The sequence below is a fragment of the Brevibacillus borstelensis genome (assembly GCF_036700025.1).
Classification (GTDB): domain Bacteria; phylum Bacillota; class Bacilli; order Brevibacillales; family Brevibacillaceae; genus Brevibacillus; species Brevibacillus borstelensis.
In genome coordinates this window covers 1309937-1330793 of the sequence record NZ_CP144922.1, presented here as the reverse complement: position 1 = coordinate 1330793, position 20857 = coordinate 1309937, and the positions used below count along the sequence as shown (strand labels likewise).

The window sequence follows — 20857 nt, the reverse complement described above, 5'->3', positions numbered from 1 at the left end:
TTGGATCTTTCCAGCGGCTTTCCCGGCCCATTCAGCAGGGGATAATTCCGCACGGTATGTTGCAGGCTGCGCCTCCGATCAAGCCGTTTTTGCAGCCAGACATGCAAAAAGACCTCTTTTCCCGAAGAAAAGAGGTCGTATACGTACGCGGCAGGGCGTGTCGTCTCCCCCTTATCTTCCAGAATACTTTTGCTTCTGCAGGAATTAGCACCGTGCACATCGCTTGCAATCGCGCCGTCAGTCTAGCTGACAGGCAAGCGCTGTGTCGGTTGCCGGGTATCATCGGGCCAGTCCCTCCACCTTCTCTGGATAAGGTATCCAACGTATGCTGTTTTGATTAGTTTGAATCATACACGCGGCTATGCACGCTGTCAACACTCTTTTTTGTTTTTTGCCAGTCGGCTGATCCTCGGCCTTACCAGCTGTTTTGCTGTCCGCTTGCACTCGGACGATTCCAGTTCCACCAGTCAATTTGTCCTACGAATGCGGCGGTGATGGCAGCTTCCTGCTTCAGCTTGAGCAGTTCCTTGGTCGGACCGGTGACGACGATTCCATACGTTTTGATACCGTTTTTCTCCAAATACCGATAGCGCTCGTCGATCTTCAATCCTGATCTGCTGTTGAACAGGCTTTGTCCGATCGACCTGCTCAGCCTCTCCTGCTCGGCGAGGTATTTCATCTCCTCCACGTACGCCCGGGTGCGGCGATCTGCTTCGCCATTTACCTGAATCGGTCCCGGTCCATAGTCCAGCCCATGTTCGGAAAAACCCCAGACGTCACCGGCCGAAAGCAGCAGCACGCCTTCTTTGGCATCCTCATGCAGCACCTCCTGTCCGGTATCCACGGCCAGCCAGGTAAGGTCCAAATTATACGGAGCCAGGAAAGCGTACATTTCCTCCAGGCTCATAAACCGGTCAAAGGAAATCGCCAGTTGCGATACCGTCCCCTCCGGCAGCATTTCAAGCGTCTTCCACGCGGGCTCTCGTCTGAAAGAGGTATCCTCCTGCAGCTTCGTCTGAAGCGGGAACAGGAAAAACAGATTTTTCTTCCGAACGCCGTCGTTCCATACCGGGCGGGAGGATACTTTGGTAAACACATTCGTAGTCTCGAAATACCCTGGCTGCTGACGGTCGCCCCCCACCTTTTCGCGCAGCTCCATTTGAATGCTGCCATAAAAAAGGCCAACCTGCGCGCCGCTGCTGCCTGCTACGATCCCCGGCTGAGTGAAATTCACCAAATCCTTGGAGACGCGAAACATATCTTCATACAGCGACCGGCCAATCCAATAGTTGACAAACAACAGGACAAAGCCGATCAGCAGCGAGATCCCCACCGTGTAGGCGGCGTTGGACAGCCTGCTCTTCCACTTTCCCCAGCGGATGATGGAGCGCTGCTTCTCCTCCGGCAAAAAATCCGCGGCTTTGTCTTCCGGTTCTGTCTGCATCAGCCCGCCTCCCAGCAAAAGCTCCTCCAGTCGCTCCGCATACTCCGGGTCGTCTGCGAGACGCTGCCTCAATCGCGCTGTCTCCTCAGCGCCAAGCTCCCCCCGCAGATAAGCGAGAAGGAGCTGATCGCGCTCCCGGCTTTTTTGCTTATGATCCTCCAGCTTGCCGTTATCCGCCATGTTGACCGTCCCCCCACCATTTTCGCATCTTCAATCGTCCCCGGTAGATCGACCGCTTCACATCGGCCACATCGATGCCGAGGACGTCGGCTATTTCCGCATAGCTGAGCTTTTCCGCATGAAGCAGCAGCACCTGTCGCTGTTTTTCCGGCAGCCCCCGGAGAACAGTCTGCACGAGGGCCGCCGTCTCCCTAGCCAGTGCCGCCGATTCCGGACTGACCGCCGCCTGATCCGCCTGCTCAGGCAAGGTGTCGATCAGTTGAACAGGCCTGCGCTTTTGCTTGCGGTGCCAGTCGATAAACGCGTGGTACGCTACCTTGAACAGCCAAGGACGCACTTTTTCTCCCCGATAGGTATCCAGGTGCTGAAAGGCACGGAAAAAGGTCTCCTGCGTCAGATCCTCCGCCCAGCCTGCATCGCCGGTGAGCTTGCGGAGGTAGCGGTATATGTCATTGACGTGCAGGCGGTACACATCCTCCACTCCTGCCTTTCCCATTCCTTCACACCCTTTCACCTGATACCACGCCTTTTTTTAGAAAAAGTTCCACCTGCAGCAAAATTTTTAATGCTCAAAACAAGGGTTGACTCCCGAAAAGGAACAGCATATCATGGGGTTATCGCAAGTCAAATGCATACTGTACATGAAACTCTTATCGCGAGCTGGCTGAGGGACTGGCCCTATGATGCCCGGCAACCGGCGCTTACCCTGCAAGGGGGGCGAAACGGTGCTAATTCCAACGGTGAGAGTCGAAGCCGCTGACGAAAGTCTGCCACTTCGACCCTGAACCGAGAGATGAGAGGAGACGAAAACGTTATCGGACGAAAGCGCCTCCCCTCTCGAAGGGGAGGTTTTTTTGCGAGAAAAGGAGGTTTCCTCATTGAGCGAACAACGCATCCTCGTCACCTATTTGACTCAGGCAAAGGACTTGCAAAAAAAGGCGGAAGCGATCGCCGTCGGGATGACTGTCGGCAGTTGGACCGATCTGCCCGCAGCCAAGCAGGCAGATTTGAAGCCCTATTTGGGTGAAGCTGTCGGCGCCCAGGTGCTCGATACCCTGGAAAACGGCGAAAGCCGCGGATTGATTACGATCAGCTACCCGGTTCGCAACTTTACCGCTGACATTCCGTCCTTGTTGACAGGCGTCTTTGGGAAACTGTCCATGGACGGAAAAATCAAGCTGATTGACATACAGTTTCCGGAAGCGTTTTTGGCCGCTTTTCCCGGCCCGAAATACGGCATCTCAGGCATCAGAGATCGGCTCGGAGCGCATAATCGCCCACTCTTGATGAGCATTTTCAAATCCTGCCTCGGCCTGCCGTTTGACGATCTGAAAACCCAGTTTCGGGCACAGGCTCTGGGCGGCGTTGACCTAGTAAAAGATGACGAAATTTTCTTTGCCGATGACCGTGCTCCCTTTCTGGAACGAATCCGGGCGTTTAAACAGATTGCCCGGGAAACAGAAGCGGAAACAGGGAAACCGGTTCTGTATGCGGCCAATCTGACCGGGCCGGTCACCGACTTGACCGAACGTGCCAAGAGAGCTGTGGAAGCCGGCGCAGACTGCCTGCTGTTTAACGTGCTTGCCTTTGGCTACGATGCCCTGCACCGACTGGCTGCAGACCCGGATGTTCAGGTGCCGATTATGGCCCACCCGGCGCTCGCCGGAGCCTACTATCCGTCGCCCGACTACGGTATTGGGACACCGCTGCTCCTGGGCAAGCTGATGCGCTTGGCTGGCGCAGACCTGGTGCTCTTCCCATCGCCGTACGGAAATGTGGCGTTGAACAAAGAAGAAGCGCTCAAGCTGGCGGAGCATTTGACCGAACCGACCGGAACTTTGCGCAAATCATTTCCGGTACCGTCTGCGGGCATCCATCCCGGCCTTGTCCCGCAATTGTACGAGGATTTTGGCCTGGACCAGGTGGTCAATGCCGGTGGGGGCATTCACGGCCATCCAGGTGGTGCGACGGCAGGCGCCCGAGCGTTTGTCGCAGCGATCAACGCAGTCGTGGCAGGACAAACGCTGGAGGACGCTTCCTCCGAATCTGCTGAACTGTCACAGGCTTTGCAGAAATGGGGAACAAAATGATGACCAAGCCACTCGTGCTGTTTTGCGATTTTGACGGAACAATTACGGAAAAAGACAATATTGTCGCGATTATGCGACGTTTTGCTCCGCCTGAGCGGGAAGAGTTGATCGAGCAGATTCTCACCCAAAAGGTGTCGATCCGCGAAGGTGTCGGCGCGTTGTTCAAGCTGATCCCATCCGAGAAAAAGCAGGAGATCATAGACTACATCGTCAAAGAGGCGACGATTCGCCCCGGATTTGCCGAATTCGTCCGCTTCTGCCGGGAGGAAGGCATCGAGCTGTTGATCACCAGCGGCGGCATTGACTTTTTTGTCGAGCCGATCCTTGCCCCGTTTGCACTCGATGTGCCGATCTATTGCAACGGCAGCGACTTCAGCGGACCGCGCATCACGATTACCTGGCCGCATGCGTGCGACGAGCATTGCGACAACAACTGCGGCATGTGCAAAACAGCCATTATCCGCCGCTACGATCCAGAGCGCTACTACCGCGTCGTCATCGGCGATTCGATCACCGATCTGGCCGGAGCCAAAATCGCCGACTTTGTCATTGCCCGTTCGCTCCTGGCTCAAAAAAGCGAGGAGCTGGGGCTGCCCTTCAAGTCGTTTGCGACGTTCCACGACGTCATCGCTATCTTGCAGGAGCTGAAACGCAGGCAGGAGGTACCATCATCATGACGATTACACTTGAACAGCGCTTGGACGCTTTTCGCCGCCTGGACGAAGCCAAGCTGACCTTTGCCCGCCGGGACTGGTTTCCCGGCACCAGCGGCAACCTTTCGATCAAATTGAGCGACGAACCCTTGCAATTTGCCGTGACTGCCAGCGGCAAGGACAAGACAAAGCTCTCGCCCGAGGACTATCTGGTCGTAGACGGCAACTCTCAGCCGGTAGAACCTACAGCACTCAAGCCGTCAGCAGAGACGCTGGTCCACGCTGTCGTCTACCGCGTCATTCCTACGGCAAAAGCATGCTTCCATGTCCACACTATCTGGAACAACCTCATCTCTGAGCTGTACTTCGGCCAGCGAGCCTTTTCCATACAAGGACAGGAATTGATCAAGGGGCTCGGCATCTGGGAAGAAAACGCCCGCATCACCGTCCCGATTGTCGAGAATTTTGCCGATATTCCGACGCTCGCTTCCGCCATCGAAAAAGTCATTACGCCCGAGGTTCCCGGCGTGCTGATCCGCAACCACGGCATTTACGCCTGGGGCGACAGCGACTTTGCGGCGAAGAGGCACCTGGAAGCATTTGAATTTCTGTTTGAATACCACGCGCGCTGGCTGCAGCTTCGCCAAGCCGCTGTGGCTGCTCCATAAACAACCACCCCAAGGAGGCCTGTAACATGGCAAAAGTACGCTTTCACGACAACAACGAGTATTTGACCGGCGAGAGTGTCATCTCGTTTTTGGACACGCAGGGAATCATTTACGAGCACTGGGGCGTTGACCGTCTCGACGAACAGCTCAAGAGCAACTACAGCCCGACCGATGAAGAAAAGCAGCAGATCCTCGACGCTTTTAAACCGGAAATCGATGCGATCAGCGAGCGCCGCGGCTATTTGACCGCTGACATCATTGTCCTGTCCGACAAGACACCGAATCTGGATGAATTGCTGGTCAAATTCAAGAACGAGCATCACCACACAGATGACGAATGCCGTTTTTGCGTAGACGGCCACGGCATTTTTGCCATCAAAGGAAAAGACGACCGCTACTTCGATGTGGAAATGGAGCCGGGCGACCTCATCTCCGTTCCTCCGAACTATCGCCACTACTTTACATTGATGGACGACCGCAAGATCAAGGCGATCCGCCTGTTCGTCACTCCTGCAGGCTGGGAAGCGATTTATTAATTTACGGATAACAGAAAGAGCCCTCTCTTGAGCTTGGCGGATTGGCCGCATCCGGCAATTCCGCCTTGCTCAAGAGAGTTTTTTATTCCGTAATGCCAATTCCTTTGATAGAGATAACAGGCTTGACCCGCACCTCTGCTTTGGCAAATGCCGCCGGCCAATCATCCTGAACCTTTTTCCATTCCTTGTACTGGTACGCCCGGGCGTACACCCCGAAGCCGACAGGATCTACCTTTTGTTTTTGAAATTGTTTGATCAGGTCGGCGTACTTTTGGGCCAACTGCTTCTCAATCAACTGTTCCAGTTTCTTGTATTGCTTTGCCGGTTCAACCGGGAACATTTGCTCCGCCAGGGAGATTTCCATTTGCAATTCTACATCAAATCGAAAACGGTTGTCGCGGTATCCGGTTTTTACTGTTCTGGTTACATCCTTCACAAAGAAGGAGACCCGCGGCTTGATTACTTTCTGCTGATCTGATTGCCCTGGCAACGGCACTGTCAGCGTCATTTCTCCCTGCAATTTGTGGATGAGAATCTGAAGCAGAATGGTATCTTTGGGAAGGAGCAGCGTGACGTATTTCCCTTGGTGGTCCAACAGAGCCGTACCCATGACCTCTACAACGCTATTTCGCTCTTTGAACTCCGTTATAGAGGGCGTCATTCCCTTCTCAGCCATCATGCGGTGAAACTCCTGCGTCGTTGTCTTGACCGTCAAATTCCGGCGGTTGGCCGTATCGAGCAATTGGGTTAAATGAAGTGGCAGCCGCGGTTTATCCGCAGGATTCAAATGAAAGACGGAATGCACGGGACCATCTACTACCACGACGCGAGAGTTAACCGTCATTCGCCCGTCCCTGTAGAGAGTGTCGAGCAGCGAAAACCAGTCGGGATGCTGCAACAGCCGCTTGCCCAGAACGATGAGCTGGATTTTTCCTCCTACCGTCAGGGCCGTCACGAGCGCATCAAACCTTTTGGTCGACTGGCGGATACTATCGGCTCTTACTCCGTACTCCTCTACCTTCTTTTTCGCGTCTTTGCTGAATACAGGACTTGATACGTAGAACAAGAGCTCATTTTTTTCGCTCAGGTCTATCCCCGCCATGAGCGCCAAGGTGACATCCTCCAGATTTCGCAAATCAGCGCATCCCGGCAGTATGGCCAACAGCATTGTCAGGATCAGGAAGTGCAATCGCCGGATCATGGCATCCTCCTCTGCCGGTATTTGTGAAACAGGCGCTCATACCCCCACAAGAAAAAGGGAACAGCATATCCGAAAATCATCCCTGCTTTGCTCCATGTTTCCCCCAGCTTTCGAATATCGAAAAAGGAAGGGGTGTAAAACATTGTCACTGCTACGAGCAAAGCCATAAAGCCAAGCAGGTATTTTTTCTCATTGGACTTTTTGAACAACCGGCCTGCTCCAAAAACCGTAAAGTACATGTACGGCATCCAGGTTGTCGAAATGATAAACAGATAGAAAGCAAGAAACAGGATGTCGATCCTTTCCAGAAACCGGTATTCTACCCCTTTCCACATGCTTAAAACAGGCCAGATAAACTTTGTGATTTGATCCGGGCTGAAGATGACATAAGCAATCAGGGTGACGAACAGAAACAGAAGCATCGATAGCGTATTGGCAATGACAATTCCAACAGCGGCAAACTGTTTCTTTTGCAGATGCGGGTACAGAAAAAAGGCCAGCTCAAAGCCTAAAAAGGAGAGAATCGTGGTTGGCACAGCCTTCAGAACAGGTCCCCAGCCCTCCTTCAAAACGGGCAGAAGATACAGATACTGAGGCTCCTTCAGAGAAACGATCAAAGCGATCGGCACCCATAGGCTTAAGTAAAAAATCAATTCCGCATACCGCGCCAACGTCTTTACTCCTTTGCCGACCAAAAACAGAACAGGAATCAAAAGCAAAATCATGATCTGATAAAAAGGAGTGAGCGGCAGGAGCCAAACCTTCAAGATGCCGCCCGTATTGGCCAACACAGTAGTGGCAGCGTATGCGCAATAGAGCACAATCACCGCGATCAGGCACTTCCCCAGCCATTTTCCAAAGAATAGTGGCATCAGGTCAATGATGGTGCATTCCGGATACCTCTTCATCGTGTTGACAATGATCAAGCTGGCCATAATCGCGGCAAGCCATCCGAGAATAATCCCGATCCATCCATCCGTACCGGCAATTTCCGCTACATCGCGAGGGATGGTCAAAATGCCGATTCCTACCTGGGCTCCATGGATAAAAAAAATGTATTGGAGGACAGTAATCTGTCGGGTCGCGTATGGGTTCACTGTCCTTCCTCCCCCGAGCCGGATGTACCCTGCCTTTTGGTCTGGACCGCTCTGGCGCTGACCGGCCGCTTGTCCATATCCCACAAGGGGATCCGGAGAATCAGGTCCTTCCAATCGGCAAATCTCGCAGGCGCCAGCGGAGCCCCATAGGGGACGCCAAGGCTTTCCAGCGCAATCATATGCCCGATCAATCCCATCAAGCCGATGACAATCCCCACGATGCCGAACATGGCCGACAGCCCCATCATCAAAAAGCGAACCAGGCGGACGGCGGAAGCCATATCGTAATTGGGGATGATAAACGAGGCAATCGCCGTGAACGCGACGACGATTACCATGATGTTGCTGACAATCCCCGCTTGTACGGCGGCTTGGCCGATCACGATCCCCCCGACAATGCCGACGGTTTGCCCGATCGGGGCAGGCAGGCGTATCCCCGCCTCCCTGAGCATTTCCAGCGTAATCTCCATCAGCATCGCCTCCAAAAGCGGCGGAAATGGGACGCGTTCCCTCGACTCCCCGACAGAAAGCAGCAAATCCAACGGGATGATTTCATAATTGAAGGAAACAACCGCGATGTACAAGGCTGGCAAAAAGGTGGCAACCAAAAAGGCCATGAACCGGAGTGTCCGGATAAAGGTAGCGACAGGCCAGCGCAAATTATAGTCGTCCACGTTTTGGAAATAGGTAACGAAGCCGGCAGGTCCAATCAATACTTTGGGCGTCCGGTCCACGACGACCGCAACTCTCCCTTGCAGGATATGGGAGGCAGCCGTATCCGGCCGCTCGGTCGTGATCAGTTGAGGAAACGGAGAGTACCTGCTGTCTTCGATGATTTCCCGCAGTTCCCCTGTGTTTAGGATCGTGTCGATATTGACTTGTTGAAGCCGGTCTACCATCTCTTTGACTACTTCCGGCTTTGCCACGTCAGCCAGGTATAGAACGGAGGCTTTGCTGATCCCTCTACTCCCGAGGGTATACTCCTGAATTTTCAACTCGCGGTTGGGAATATACCGGCGAATCATCGCTATATTTTGTATGCTCGTTTCCACAAAGCCTTGGTGGGCACCCAGGAGCGATGCTTCGGACTGGGGGTCTTCAATAGCCCGCTGCGGCCAGCCGCGCGCTTCGATCACGAAAACCTTGCTTTGCCCCTCAAGGAACAACAAGCTGTTCCCCAACAGAATCGAGGATTCGACGTCATTCCAGTCTGTGATGAAATCCATGTTCCCCACTGTAAGGACATTGAAAATACTGCTTTCTCTCGACCGCCGCTTGTCCAGAAACGGCCGGATGACGTTGTTGTTAATCGCGTTTCTATCCACCAATCCGCTCAGATAAACCAGTATGGCCCGCTCTCTCGTCACAGGATTGTCCATATGGCGAATGATCAAATCTGGTGTTAAGGGAAATCTCTTACGAAGTTCTAGCATATTATCCGACAGACTCGTACTTATGGGCTTTGCTGAAGGTGAGCCAGGTTGTCTAACCTGAGCATCCCCGGCCTGTTGTAAAAACGATTTCTTGCCACGCAGCCAGTCTCGCAGATTTCTCATGAGATCCTACCCTTGAGCAAAAATGTATTCTTTCGTATAGAGTGAGGAAACTGCTGTAAAAATATGCACGTCCTGACAGCGCCCAACCTTCGCCCCCACATGGACGGAACTTTCGGGGGTGCCGTATACTCCCCCATCAATTGCTCATACTTTAGGAGAGATCAGGAAAAGTCTGGCGGGAAACCTATGAAAAATGGCATTTCGTTTATTCAGTTGATCTTTATTCTCATGCTCTCCAACGGATTGATGAACCACGTGATTGTCATTCCGATACTTCTGGATGCAGCGAGACGAGATGCCTGGATCTCTGTTATCGCTGTAGTTCCGCTGTACCTCCTATTGATTTGGATGATTTCCTACGTTTATCGGAAAACCGGGAACGAGCCTTTGCTCGTATGGATGAAAAGGAAGTACGGAACCGGTGTCACACGGTTTCTCTCTCTTTTGTTGGCCTTGTATGTGGTGGGACTGGCCGTAATCACGATAAAAGACACGATTACCTGGGTGAACCTTACGTTCGCTCCACAAGCCCCTATGTTTATTCATGCGCTTTTTTTTGCTCTTGTCTGTCTCATCAACTCTCTCTTTGGCATACGCTCGATCTCGATGGTATCTGTCTTTCTGCTGCCGATCGTCGTTCTTCTGGGTTTTTTCGTGATGAGCACCAACCTGCAGTACAAAGATTATTCTTATCTGTTCCCCGTACTGGAGTATGGGTGGGAGCCCGTCTTGAGGGGAATGGTGTACGCTGGTGCGGGATTTTCGGAATTATTCCTGCTCTTGCTGATCAAGCATCACGTCGGGGTAAAGGTGACGTTCTGGAGGCTGGCCATCCTTGGCCTCATCATGGTATGGCTTACAATCGGGCCGCTTACCGGTGCCATTACCGAATTTGGACCTGCAGAAGCGGCGAAGCTGCGTTATCCCGCTTTTGAGGAATGGCGGCTGGTGAAAATCGGCCTGTATATCGAGCACGTCGATTTTCTCAGTATCTATCAATGGTTTAGCGGAGCTTTCATCCGCGTATCTCTCGCCTTTTATTTGCTCGTCGAGATATTCAATTTTCCGGACGGCCGCAAGCGGGTTTGGGTTCTCGTCTTCGCCTGTCTGGTGAGCATGTGTTTGGCATTGTGGCCCTATGACGATATCGGGTTCTATTTGTCACTGACCAGATTTTTGCTGCCCGGCCTGCTCATTGCCGCCTTGCTCCTGACTTTGACACTTACGTTACTGGCGTTACTCTCCAGCAAGAAGGAGGATCTCCATGAACAATAAGACGCGAGAGCACCCTTCCGATCAAGTGAATTCCCCGGGTGAGATTCCCCATCTGGACAGCCTCCGTCCTGAAGCGATCCGCCAGCTTTTTTCAGGCTGCCACGATGTCTCTGTGGAACACTACGGCATGCTCCCTCATTTGCAAGACGTCACTGTATATCTGATCTATGCGGAAGGCCTTTGTGACAAGCATATCCTCATGGAGTACATCCTCCCGGAAATGAGTGAACTATTTCGCTCCGGAGAGATCACCGAAGAGCAAGATTTGCAGCAGAAACGCCCCTTTTTTCTAAGGAAGTTGACTCAGGCCAATGCAGACGAGATCGTAAACCATGTGTTCGAGGGAAAATTGCTGATCTTGTTCAACGAGTGGGGAGCACTGTACAGCATAGATGCGGATAATCGTCCGCAGCGCTCCCCCGAAGAACCGAATACGGAAGTTTCCATTCGCGGACCTCGCGACGGCTTTACCGAAGATATCACGACGAATGTCGCGCTGATCCGCAAGAGGCTGAAAACTCCGCTCTTGCATTACGAGTCGTACATTCTGGGAAGCCAGACACGGACGAAGGTCGGATTGTTGTACCTTCACCACACGATTGACCAAAAGCTTGTCGATGAAATCCGGCTCAAGCTCTCCTCGATCAAAAGCAATGGGATCGTAACAAGCACCCAACTGGAAGAGCTTTTGCTGGATACCCCGTTTACGATTCTGCCGTTGTATGAGCATACGGGAAGACCCGATTTCGTGGTAAACAGCCTGTTGACCGGGCGCTTTGCCATCTTGGTTGACGGTTCTCCGACCGCATTGGTCGCACCGGCCAACTTTACGTATTTGATCAACACGTCGGAGGATGCCAACACCTCGATCTACATGGTCGTGTTTGTCCGCATCATTCGCCTGTGCAGTGTGTTCGCGGCCTTGTTTTTGCCCGGATTTTGGGTGGCATTGGTAACATACCATCAGGACCAGCTGCCTTACACCATGATCGCCACCATGGTGATTTCCCGTCAAGGAGTGCCGCTTCCGGCCGCCTTGGAAGCATTGTTCATGCTTCTGCTTTTTGAGTTGTTTCGCGAAGCGGGTTTGCGTATGCCGATGGCCATCGGACAAACACTCTCTGTCGTCGGCGGACTGATCGTCGGACAGGCAGCCATTTCTGCCGGTTTGACTGCTCCCGGCAGCCTGGTCATTATCGCCATTTCCATTATGGCTACCTTTACCATGGTGAATCAGAGTGTAGTCGGGACCCTCAGTCTCCTCCGCATTGCCGTTCTTATCATTTGTTCGGTCTTCGGGATATTCGGATTCATGATGGCGCTGATTGGCGTACTCCTCTTCTTTGCCAACTCCCGTTCCTTTGGCGTCTACTACCTGACACCGCTCTCTCCCCCTGTCCTGCGAGACATGGCCAAGGTCCTGATTCGCATGCCATGGCGGTTATGGGAAGGAAAAGCAAGCATTTTGAAACGCTCTTCGCGCAAGGAGAACGATTCTTAGGATGGAACGAACAAAGCGGATGATAGCCGTCGTGTTGGCTGCTTCGATCCTGCTGGGCGGCTGCTGGAACGCCCGGGATATCGAACAGCTTATTTACATCGATGCGATTGGAGTCGATTACGTCAATCACAAGGTAGTCGTCTATCTGCAAATTCTCGGCTTTTCCAACATCGCCAAAAAAGAAAGCAATACACAATTGACGAGAGAACCAGTCTCCGTTGCAAAAGGCGAAGGCGACACCTACGTTTCAGCCATCTATCAGATTTATACGACCACTCAGCAGCGGCTCATATGGAGCCACGTGCACTCCATTGTTTTCACTGAACGGGCCTTGAAGCACGGAAAGTTTGATCAGGTCATGGATGCGCTAGACAGGTACCAAGAATTTCGTTATTCCGTATGGTCCTTTGCCACGAAAGAATCGCTTGAGGACGTCTTCAACGCCAGGCCGATACTGGGAATATCCGTCCTTTACTCCCAACTGGCCGACCCCAAAGACATTTACGGCCAATTTTCGTACATTCGGCCCCTATTATTGTTTCGAGTCATTTCCGAGAGAAACGAGCCGAATGGAGTAGTCCGCCTTCCCTTCCTGTCAGTGGAAAAAAAACCGTGGACCGAAAACAAAAAGCCACTTCCGCAGTTGAAGATTAACGGAATCTGCTTCCTGCAAAACAAAGAGCTGAAGGGGTGCTTGCCCCACGAGCAGGTCGCAGGCGTACGGTGGCTGGAGAAAGAGACGCGGCGGACTCTTCTTAAGTCGGGAAAAAAATCGGCTCTGCTGGTGATGGAGTCCCCACGCCCCAAAATAATACCGGGATTGGAAAAAGGCCGTCCCATCTTTCGCATATCCATCAAGACAACGGGCTACGTGACTCAATTGTTTCAGCCAACCCGTATAGCGCTCTTGGAAAAGGATGCAGCCAGACAGATTGAAGCCGAGGTCCGCTCGCTCTATGACCGCGGGCTGAAGCTGGGAATCGATACGCTTGAATTGGGACATTCCTTTTATCGAAAATTTCCCCGCGAGTGGCATCACTTGAATCAGGAGGGCGTGCTTCCTTTGACACCAGACTCTTTGAAATCGATTGAGGTCGAGGTCAAAATAACCGATGGAGGCATTTCGAAAGTGCGTCAGCGGAAAACAGGCGCGGATGACAGGAGATGAAAGGGCTGAGCCGCCGATGGAGCGGCTCGCTTCGGACAGCGGATATATACGCAGAAAAAGTAGCCGGAACATAACAAAGCAGATCACCAGGCCAGGCAGCCTTTCGTGATCTGCTTCTGTTTTGCCAATAGTCGACGTGGTCAGCGCCGCATGTTGTTACATTGAAATGGCCTTCCCCCGACTCTACAGCACATATCCGCCGGCTTCGATGACACGATCAGCGATGACACGCTTCAGCTGAACCGTGTTGATCGGAGTGCGGCGCGTCAGCTTTTTCAAAATCGAGAGGCGGATTCTGAGATCGTCGCCTTCCTCCATCGCAGCCAGCGCTTCCTTCGCCCATGCTTCAACCTTGTCAAACGCATCGCTCACGTAAACGGTCGTCAGATCCAGCTTTTGCTGCTCCTTCTCAACGCCGTTTTTGGCAATGGCTTTCTCTGTCCGCTTGACGACGCTGTCCATCGCGTACAGCTCGATCAGCATGTCTGCCGCGAGAGCGAGCAGCTCCTGCTCTTTCGCAATCGCCTGTTGATACTTCATCAAGGCGGAACCGGCCACCATCAGGATGATTTTGCGGGTCATATCGATCAGGTGCTTCTCCTGAGCCAGCGGTGCGTCTTCGATCTCCTCCGGATAGTAGCTCATCAACTCTTCCTGCAGGTTGGCTGCCGCTTGCAGCAGAGGCAGCTCTCCTTTCATCGCTTTCTTGACGAGCATGTCAGGGATCAGCATGCGGTTGATTTCGTTTGTCCCTTCAAAGATCCGGTTGATCCGGGAGTCGCGGTACATGTTCTCGATCTCGTACTCCGACATAAAGCCGTAGCCCCCGTGGATTTGCACACCTTCGTCCACGCAGTAGTCGAGTACCTCTGTAGCAAACACCTTGTTGATTGAGCATTCGATTGCGTATTCGGCGATTGCCTTCGCCACCTCGCGCCCGTCATCTTGCTTGTCGCCGAGGCTGGAGAGAGCGGTGTCGAACAAGCCGACGGTCCGGTACACGGAGCTTTCCGATGCGTATGTTTTCAGCGCCATGTTGGCCAGCTTGTTTTTGATCAGCGTAAAGTTGGCAATCGGCGTCTTGAACTGCTTCCGCTCTTTTGCGTAGTTGGTCGCCAGCTCCAGCGCCCGTTTCGCGGAGCCGACCGCTCCTACGGCCAGCTTGTAGCGGCCTACGTTGAGGATGTTGAAGGCGATGACATGGCCTCTGCCCGGCTCGCCCAGCAGGTTTTCCACCGGTACCGGAACATCCTCCAGAATGACAGTGCGAGTAGAGGAACCCTTGATGCCCATCTTCTTTTCCTCCGGTCCAAATGACACTCCGGGGAATTCGCGCTCCACGATGAAAGCGGTAAAGTGCTCGCCATCGATTTTTGCGTAGACGATAAAGACATCGGCAAAGCCTGCGTTGGTGATCCATTGCTTCTCGCCGTTCAGAATATAATGCTTGCCGTCCTCGGACAGTTTGGCCGTCGTCTTTGCACCCAGCGCATCTGAACCGGAGCCTGGCTCGGTCAGGCAATACGCAGCCAGACGTTTGCCGGAGGCGAGATCCGGCAGGTAGCGGCGCTTTTGATCGTCATTGCCGAAGTAGACGATCGGCAGGGAACCAATGCCCACATGGGCTCCGTAGCTGAGCGCAAAGCCGCGTGCCAGCGAAAACTTCTCTGTCACCAAAGCCGTGCTCACTTTGTCCAGACCCAGGCCGTCGTATTTTTCCGGCACGTCGCCGCCCAGCAGGCCCAGCTCGCCGGCTTCCTTCAGCAGGCGGACCGAGATGTCGAAGTTATGGTTTTCGATCTCTTCCAAATGGGGGCGAACTTCACCGACGACGAACTCTTCTGTCGTTTTGGCGATCATTTTTTGTTCTTCCGTGTATTCCTCAGGAACAAACATCGAGTCGGCGCTGCCTGCGTCAATCAGAAAGCTGCCGCCGCGGATCAATTCTTTGGTATCAGCCATTGCCATTCTCTCCTTTAGCTTTTCGATTGAATAACGTCAATGCGCTTGCCTACACCATTTCAAATACGCCTGCGGCTCCCATTCCGCCGCCGATGCACATCGTCACGACGCCGTATTTGCCGCCGCGCCGTTTCAGTTCGTTCAGGAGGGAGACGGTCAGCTTGGCGCCTGTGCAGCCGAGCGGATGGCCCAGCGCGATCGCTCCGCCGTTTACATTCACCTTTTCCTCGTCAAGGCCAAGCTCTCGGATAACTGCCAGCGACTGGGAGGCGAACGCTTCGTTCAACTCAAACAGGTCTACATCGGCAATGCTCAGTCCCGCCATTTTCAGCGCCTTCGGAATGGCCACCACCGGTCCGATCCCCATCACGTCCGGATCGACACCGCCGACCGTAAACGATCTGAACTTGGCGATCGGCTGGACACCCAGCTCTGCCGCCTTTTCTGCCGACATGACCAGAACGGCCGCGGCGCCATCGCTCGTCTGCGAAGAGTTGCCTGCCGTGACGCTGCCTTTGACGTGGAAGACCGGCTTCAATTTGGCCAGCGCTTCCAGCGAAGTGTCTGCCCGGACTCCTTCGTCCGTATCAAAAACGCGCTCTTGCACGTGCAGCTTGTGATTTTCATCGAGATAATGCGACTTGACAGTGATCGGGACGATTTCTCCGCTGAATTTGCCTGCTGCCAGTGCGGCTGCCGCACGCTGGTGACTCCTCAGTGCGAAAGCATCCTGGTCCTCGCGGCTGATCCGGTAGCGCTTCGCCACCTCTTCGGCCGTATGCCCCATGCCCATGTACGCCTCCGGCATGGTCTCGACCAGCGTCGGGTTCAAGGCTACCTTGTGACCGGTCATCGGCAGCAGGCTCATGCTTTCTACACCGCCAGCGACGATTACGTCAGCCCCGCCCACCATGATCTGATGGGCCGCATAGGCGATCGTCTGCAGACCGGATGAACAGAAACGGTTGACCGTAATGCCGGATACGTTCGTCGGAAGCCCTGCCCGCAAACCGATCAGACGGGCCATGTTCATTCCTTGTTCCGCTTCTGGAACAGCGTTGCCGATAATGATGTCCTCGATGTCAGCCGGATTCAGCTGCGGCACCCGGCCGAGCAGATTGCTGACGACTGCAGCGCCCATATCAACGGGATGAACGTCCTTCAGGCTGCCCCGCTTGGCTCTGCCAACAGCAGTGCGGGCACCTGCGACGATTACTGCTTCCTTCATGGCTCTTCCCCTCTTTCTGGCGATCTTCCTGGGATCTTCCCCTTTTGCCTATCACTATTACAGGTGCAGACGCGCTCCCGCAAAAGCTCGTTATGATCAGTTCCGCAGCGGCTTGTTCTTTGTCAGCATGTGCTGCATCCGCTGCTGTGTTTTTGGCGTTTTGATCAGCTCCAGAAACGCCTGCTTCTCCAGCTCCAGGATGTACTCCTCGGACACCTCTGTGCCCGCAGGAACGCTTCCGCCCGACATCACATAGGCGATCTTGCTGGCGATCAGCTCATCGTGGTCGCTGATGTACCCGCTCTTTTTCATCGAGTAAATATTCTGGCGCAGATTGGCGTAGCCGCTCTCTCCAATGACGCGGATTTTGCGCGGCTTGGGCGGCGTATAGCCTTCCCGGTCCATCGCCAGCACCAGTTGCTTGGCATCGTAGAGCAGGTGGTCGGAATTGATGCTGATCCGGTCAGTGGAGCGCAAATAGCCGAGGTTGATCGCTTCCTTGCCGCTGGTCGATACCTTTGCCATGGCAATCGCTTCAAAAGCCCGGGCCACAAACGGGAACGGGTCTACCGGGACAGTGCCGCCCTCCGGTACGTGCTCCATGGCGCGGAACAGCATTTCCTTCGTGCCGCCGCCCCCCGGCAAAAGGCCAACGCCGACCTCGACGAGTCCGAGATAGGTTTCTGCCGACGCCTGAACGCGGTCTGCGAGGTAGCAGATCTCCACTCCGCCGCCGAGCGTCATCCCGAATGGAGCCGCAACGACCGGCCTGTGCATGCTTTTCATCGCATTGCCTACCTTGTGGAAGCGGCTGACCAGCATATCCAGCTCAAACCAGTTTTCATCCTGGGCTTCCATCAGGGCGTAGCCGAGGTTCATGCCGACGCAGAAGTTTTTCCCCTGATTGCCAATGACCAGGCCGAGGAAATTGCGCTGCACTTCTTCCACGGCGTAGCTGGCCAACTGCAGGACATCCATGCCCAAAGCGTTGTGCGGCGATGTAAACTCGAGGCAGGCTACGCCATCGCCCAGATCCACCAGAGCTGCGCCGGCGTTTTTCTTGATCAGCTTGCCTTGCTCCTTGAGCGCGGCCAGGTTGATCTTTTCCTTTTTCTCCTCTATGGCTTTATAGGCGCCGCCGATTGCGAATGCTGCCCGGCGTCCCTCCTGTTTTTGATAGAAAGACGTTTTTCCGCTTGCCAAAAGCTCCTCTACCAGTGCCGGGATGCTCTCTCCTTCTTCGCGCATCCGGGCCACCGATTTTTCCACCCCGATGGCGTCCCAAGTCTCAAACGGTCCCAGTTCCCAGCCGAAGCCCCACTTCATCGCCTGGTCGACAGAGACGATGTCATCCGCGATTTCATGCGCTTTTTCAGCCGAGTAGAGCAAGACCTTTTTGAAGACGCTCCAGACAAATTCGCTTCCCTTGTCTTTTCCGTATACGAGCGCCTTCAGCTTTTCCGGCAGCGTTTTGGCTGTCTTGGCCGCCTCCAGCGAAGCGTATTTTGCCTTCGCCCGCGGGCGGTACTCCATCGTATTGTAGTCCAGCGCAAGGATTTCCTTGCCTTCCGCTGTTTTCACCTGCTTGAAAAAACCTTGTCCGGCTTTTTGGCCGAGCCAGCGTTTCTCCACCATCTCCAGGACAAAGGTCGGGACCTCGAACACGGCGATCTCCTGCGCGTCCGAACTTTTTTGTTTGACGTTGTTTGCAACGTGCACATAGGTGTCGAGACCGACGACATCAAGCGTGCGGAATGTGGCGCTTTTCGGACGGCCGATCGCCGGACCCGTCAACGCGTCTACTTCGTCCACGCCAAGCCCGAGCCGAACCATTTCCTGAATGGAGACCTGGAGGCCGTATGTGCCAATCCGGTTGGCGATAAAGTTGGGCGTATCCTTGCAAAGAACCGTCCCTTTGCCGAGGACAAATTCTCCGAAATGCATCATGTAGTCGACAATCGCCGGATCGGTATCCTGCCCCGGAATAATCTCCAGAAGCTTCAGATAACGAGGCGGATTAAAGAAGTGGGTGCCCAGGAAATGCCGGCGGAATTCCTCGGAGCGACCCTCGCTCATTTCGTTGATGGAGACACCGGATGTATTGGAGGAGACGATCGTTCCAGGCTTTCTATGGGCTTCTACCGTTTCAAACACCTTTTTCTTGACGTCGAGGTTTTCGACGACGACCTCGATGATCCAATCCACTTCACCCAGATAGGACAGGTGATCCTCCAGGTTGCCGACGGTGATCAGCTCAAGATTGGCCTTGTCGTAGAGCGGAGCCGGTTTTTCCTTCAACAGCCGCTCTTTGCCGCTTTGCGCAATCCGATTTCGAACGGCAGGGTCTGCCAGCGTTTTCCCTTTTTTACTCTCTTCTTCCGTCAATTCACCCGGCACGATGTCGAGCAGATAGACAGGGATACCCACATTGGCCAAGTGGGCGGCGATACCTGCTCCCATCACGCCGGAACCGAGAACAGCCGCTTTGCGAATTTTGCGTTCCATCCAATACCCTCCCTCATGTAAACTAGAATCTCGCGGTAAATACGAAATAGTCTGAACAAAAAATCCTTGCTTTCTGATTTCTACTCGTTCAAAAATATTCCTGTATTCCGCTTTACATGTCTCCTTTGAATGAATGCTCATTCATTTTTGTTTTGTAAAAAAACATCTCACCACTTTTTGCTTGCGCTTTCGTGAGATGTCTGGCAGTTCAGCCGACACTGAATCACCGTTCAGTTTTTATTGTAATCGAAAAGAGAAGCCGTTGCAATCTCCATTTGCCGATTTTTTGCAACAGCAAGACTGTACGCTTTTTCATCTTTTGGGACAATCAATCAAAAAAGGAGGGATGCCGAACGTTTCTGTCGGCTGCTCCCTTCCCTTCCCTTCTCTTCTTACCGCTCTCTGTACGCAATCGACGTAATCTTATGTCCAAACGGATTGGATTCGTCTTTTTCAAATAGGAACTCCAGCTCATAGGGTCCCACCTGGCGATGCTCGTACTTGCCGGTCACCCATAATTTATCGGAACTGTTTTCGTCCCTTTTGAGCTTCAATTCCGCCATGTAACTATGCAGCGGCAAAGCTGCTTGCAATTTGGTCAGACTCTCTATGGCAGCTTCGCTTACATAGGAAGACAAGCGCTGCTGATCTTTGTCCAAAAACGCCCGATTGGCCGCCGTCAACAGCAGGTTGGCTGCGATCTGCTGCCGCTTCGTGCTTTCCTTGAACTGCTTGCTGGCGTCCCCCTCCAAAAAATGATGCAAGCGGGTGAGCACAACCGCAAACTGGGCTCTGGTCATGTTGGAGTACGGGTCAAAATTTCGCTGCCCGCCAAACAGTTGGAATTCCCGAATCGCTTCCGCATAAGGAGAAACGGTATCGACGTAGCTGCTCTTGTGCTTCCACTGGGAATAGCCGTCATAAAACAGTCTTACGTCATTGATTTTGGGCTCGACGATGCGAAGCTTGTATGGCGACAGCACATGGAACAGGATCATGCTCGCCTCTTCCCTCGACATCGGATATTGCAGGTAAGGCGTAGGCACCCACCATTCGGGATTGACTTTCTGCGGTTTTTTCATCAGCATGCCATTTGATGCGAGATGCAGATTGTAGACCATCAGATCGCCCGGCCTGAAATCGTTGACAAACCCGGTGTTTACATCGAGCAACACCTGCATGTTGGCAACCAGTCCTTCGATTTCCGTTTTCAACGGATAGCGATGATCCAGATACGGCTGGGGGACGGGGGTTGCAAGTCTTCCGTACACATCCTCCAGAACGCGGTTGACCAGTGCCAGCGCTTCTCCGCGCGACACCGTCTTGTCCGGGTTGAAGTGGCGGTTCCCTCCGTGCTTGAATATGCCCCGCTGTTCAAGAAAGAGGATCTCCTTTTCAGCCCAGTGCCCTCTGATATCATCGTAGTAAGTTTCCGCCGCCCCCGCCTGGACAGCAAAAACTGACTGCACCAGGATTGCGACAATGAGTAGGAAAAGAGAATGCCGTTTGCGCATACTATACTCCTTTCAGATTATTTTTAAAGCTAAGCTAATATGTAAGCCAACTATTCCCTCTCCATTTGGCAGGTCCACCTAGCCGAATGGTTGCATTTTCCCTTACTAAAACACTATATGACCCGAGACAAAAATACCAATCATTTCTACAATTGTAAAGATTGCCAGAAAAATTGAACAGATAGAAGTAGTCTTCAGGAACTAAAAATAGTTCCTTTCGCCCATCACCAGGAAAAATAAACGGCTTTATGTACAATCATCGTTAGTTCCAAAGAATCG

The 20857-nt window shown here is 53.3% G+C and carries 16 protein-coding genes and 2 riboswitches; of the genes, 7 read left to right on the top strand and 9 right to left on the bottom strand.

Annotated features, from left to right (window positions below; all coding sequences use genetic code 11):
* Positions 1-168: 168 nt before the first annotated feature.
* Positions 169-316: riboswitch (SAM riboswitch) on the bottom strand.
* Positions 317-415: 99 nt separating this feature from the next.
* Both V5G20_RS06110 and V5G20_RS06105 read right to left on the bottom strand, forming a co-directional pair.
* Positions 416-1624: an anti-sigma factor gene (locus tag V5G20_RS06110; RefSeq protein WP_003391350.1), complete on the bottom strand. Its 1209-nt coding sequence runs from the start codon at positions 1622-1624 to the stop codon at positions 416-418.
* Complete coding sequence (locus V5G20_RS06105; protein WP_003391347.1) at positions 1614-2120, bottom strand: RNA polymerase sigma factor; 507 nt, start codon at positions 2118-2120, stop codon at positions 1614-1616. The genes V5G20_RS06110 and V5G20_RS06105 overlap by 11 nt, the downstream gene beginning before the upstream one ends.
* A gap of 151 nt (positions 2121-2271) precedes the next feature.
* Positions 2272-2424: riboswitch (SAM riboswitch) on the top strand.
* Between the two features lie 78 nt (positions 2425-2502).
* Here V5G20_RS06105 and V5G20_RS06100 point away from each other — a divergent pair.
* The 4 genes from V5G20_RS06100 to V5G20_RS06085 are packed head-to-tail and all read left to right on the top strand — an operon-like array spanning position 2503 to position 5571.
* Positions 2503-3714, top strand: a complete 1212-nt coding sequence (locus V5G20_RS06100; RefSeq protein WP_003391345.1) for a 2,3-diketo-5-methylthiopentyl-1-phosphate enolase — start codon at positions 2503-2505, stop codon at positions 3712-3714.
* The gene (locus V5G20_RS06095) at positions 3714-4391 is read left to right on the top strand and encodes a 2-hydroxy-3-keto-5-methylthiopentenyl-1-phosphate phosphatase (protein ID WP_003391343.1); all 678 of its coding nucleotides are present in this window, start codon (positions 3714-3716) and stop codon (positions 4389-4391) included. The genes V5G20_RS06100 and V5G20_RS06095 overlap by 1 nt, the downstream gene beginning before the upstream one ends.
* A complete protein-coding gene (locus V5G20_RS06090; protein ID WP_338463271.1) occupies positions 4388-5035 on the top strand; it encodes a methylthioribulose 1-phosphate dehydratase in 648 nt (215 codons plus the stop codon). The genes V5G20_RS06095 and V5G20_RS06090 overlap by 4 nt, the downstream gene beginning before the upstream one ends.
* A 26-nt stretch (positions 5036-5061) precedes the next feature.
* Entirely contained in the window at positions 5062-5571 is a 510-nt protein-coding gene (locus tag V5G20_RS06085) for a 1,2-dihydroxy-3-keto-5-methylthiopentene dioxygenase (RefSeq protein WP_024985571.1), read from the top strand.
* Positions 5572-5653: 82 nt separating this feature from the next.
* Here the strand turns inward: V5G20_RS06085 and V5G20_RS06080 are convergent, their stop codons facing one another.
* From V5G20_RS06080 to V5G20_RS06070, 3 genes are read right to left on the bottom strand one after another with little or no spacing between them, the layout of a single operon-like run.
* Entirely contained in the window at positions 5654-6772 is a 1119-nt protein-coding gene (locus V5G20_RS06080; RefSeq protein ID WP_003391334.1) for a Ger(x)C family spore germination protein, read from the bottom strand.
* The gene (locus tag V5G20_RS06075; RefSeq protein ID WP_003391332.1) at positions 6769-7869 is read right to left on the bottom strand and encodes a GerAB/ArcD/ProY family transporter; all 1101 of its coding nucleotides are present in this window, start codon (positions 7867-7869) and stop codon (positions 6769-6771) included. The genes V5G20_RS06080 and V5G20_RS06075 overlap by 4 nt, the downstream gene beginning before the upstream one ends.
* Complete coding sequence (locus V5G20_RS06070) at positions 7866-9425, bottom strand: spore germination protein (protein WP_081607824.1); 1560 nt, start codon at positions 9423-9425, stop codon at positions 7866-7868. The genes V5G20_RS06075 and V5G20_RS06070 overlap by 4 nt, the downstream gene beginning before the upstream one ends.
* 186 nt (positions 9426-9611) lie before the next feature.
* Here V5G20_RS06070 and V5G20_RS06065 point away from each other — a divergent pair, with 186 nt between their 5' ends.
* The 3 genes from V5G20_RS06065 to V5G20_RS06055 are packed head-to-tail and all read left to right on the top strand — an operon-like array spanning position 9612 to position 13369.
* Positions 9612-10700, top strand: a complete 1089-nt coding sequence (locus V5G20_RS06065) for a GerAB/ArcD/ProY family transporter (RefSeq protein WP_031931608.1) — start codon at positions 9612-9614, stop codon at positions 10698-10700.
* Positions 10690-12201: a spore germination protein gene (locus V5G20_RS06060; RefSeq protein WP_024985574.1), complete on the top strand. Its 1512-nt coding sequence runs from the start codon at positions 10690-10692 to the stop codon at positions 12199-12201. Before V5G20_RS06065 ends, V5G20_RS06060 begins: the two co-directional genes overlap by 11 nt.
* Before the next feature lies 1 nt (position 12202).
* Positions 12203-13369, top strand: a complete 1167-nt coding sequence (locus V5G20_RS06055) for a Ger(x)C family spore germination protein (protein ID WP_031931610.1) — start codon at positions 12203-12205, stop codon at positions 13367-13369.
* Positions 13370-13552: 183 nt separating this feature from the next.
* Here V5G20_RS06055 and V5G20_RS06050 read toward each other — a convergent pair whose 3' ends face one another.
* The 4 genes from V5G20_RS06050 to V5G20_RS06035 form a co-directional block, all read right to left on the bottom strand.
* Positions 13553-15331 carry an acyl-CoA dehydrogenase family protein gene (locus V5G20_RS06050; protein ID WP_003391321.1) on the bottom strand — a complete coding sequence of 593 codons (1779 nt, stop codon included), beginning with the start codon at positions 15329-15331 and terminating at the stop codon, positions 13553-13555.
* 49 nt (positions 15332-15380) lie between these two features.
* Positions 15381-16559: an acetyl-CoA C-acetyltransferase gene (locus V5G20_RS06045; protein ID WP_024985577.1), complete on the bottom strand. Its 1179-nt coding sequence runs from the start codon at positions 16557-16559 to the stop codon at positions 15381-15383.
* 96 nt (positions 16560-16655) lie between these two features.
* Positions 16656-19064, bottom strand: coding sequence for a 3-hydroxyacyl-CoA dehydrogenase/enoyl-CoA hydratase family protein (locus V5G20_RS06040; RefSeq protein ID WP_251255352.1), 2409 nt, complete (start codon positions 19062-19064; stop codon positions 16656-16658).
* A 392-nt stretch (positions 19065-19456) separates the two neighbouring features.
* On the bottom strand, positions 19457-20578 hold the full coding sequence (locus tag V5G20_RS06035; RefSeq protein ID WP_003391313.1) for an S-layer homology domain-containing protein: 1122 nt from the start codon (positions 20576-20578) through the stop codon (positions 19457-19459).
* Between the last annotated feature and the right edge of the window lie 279 nt (positions 20579-20857).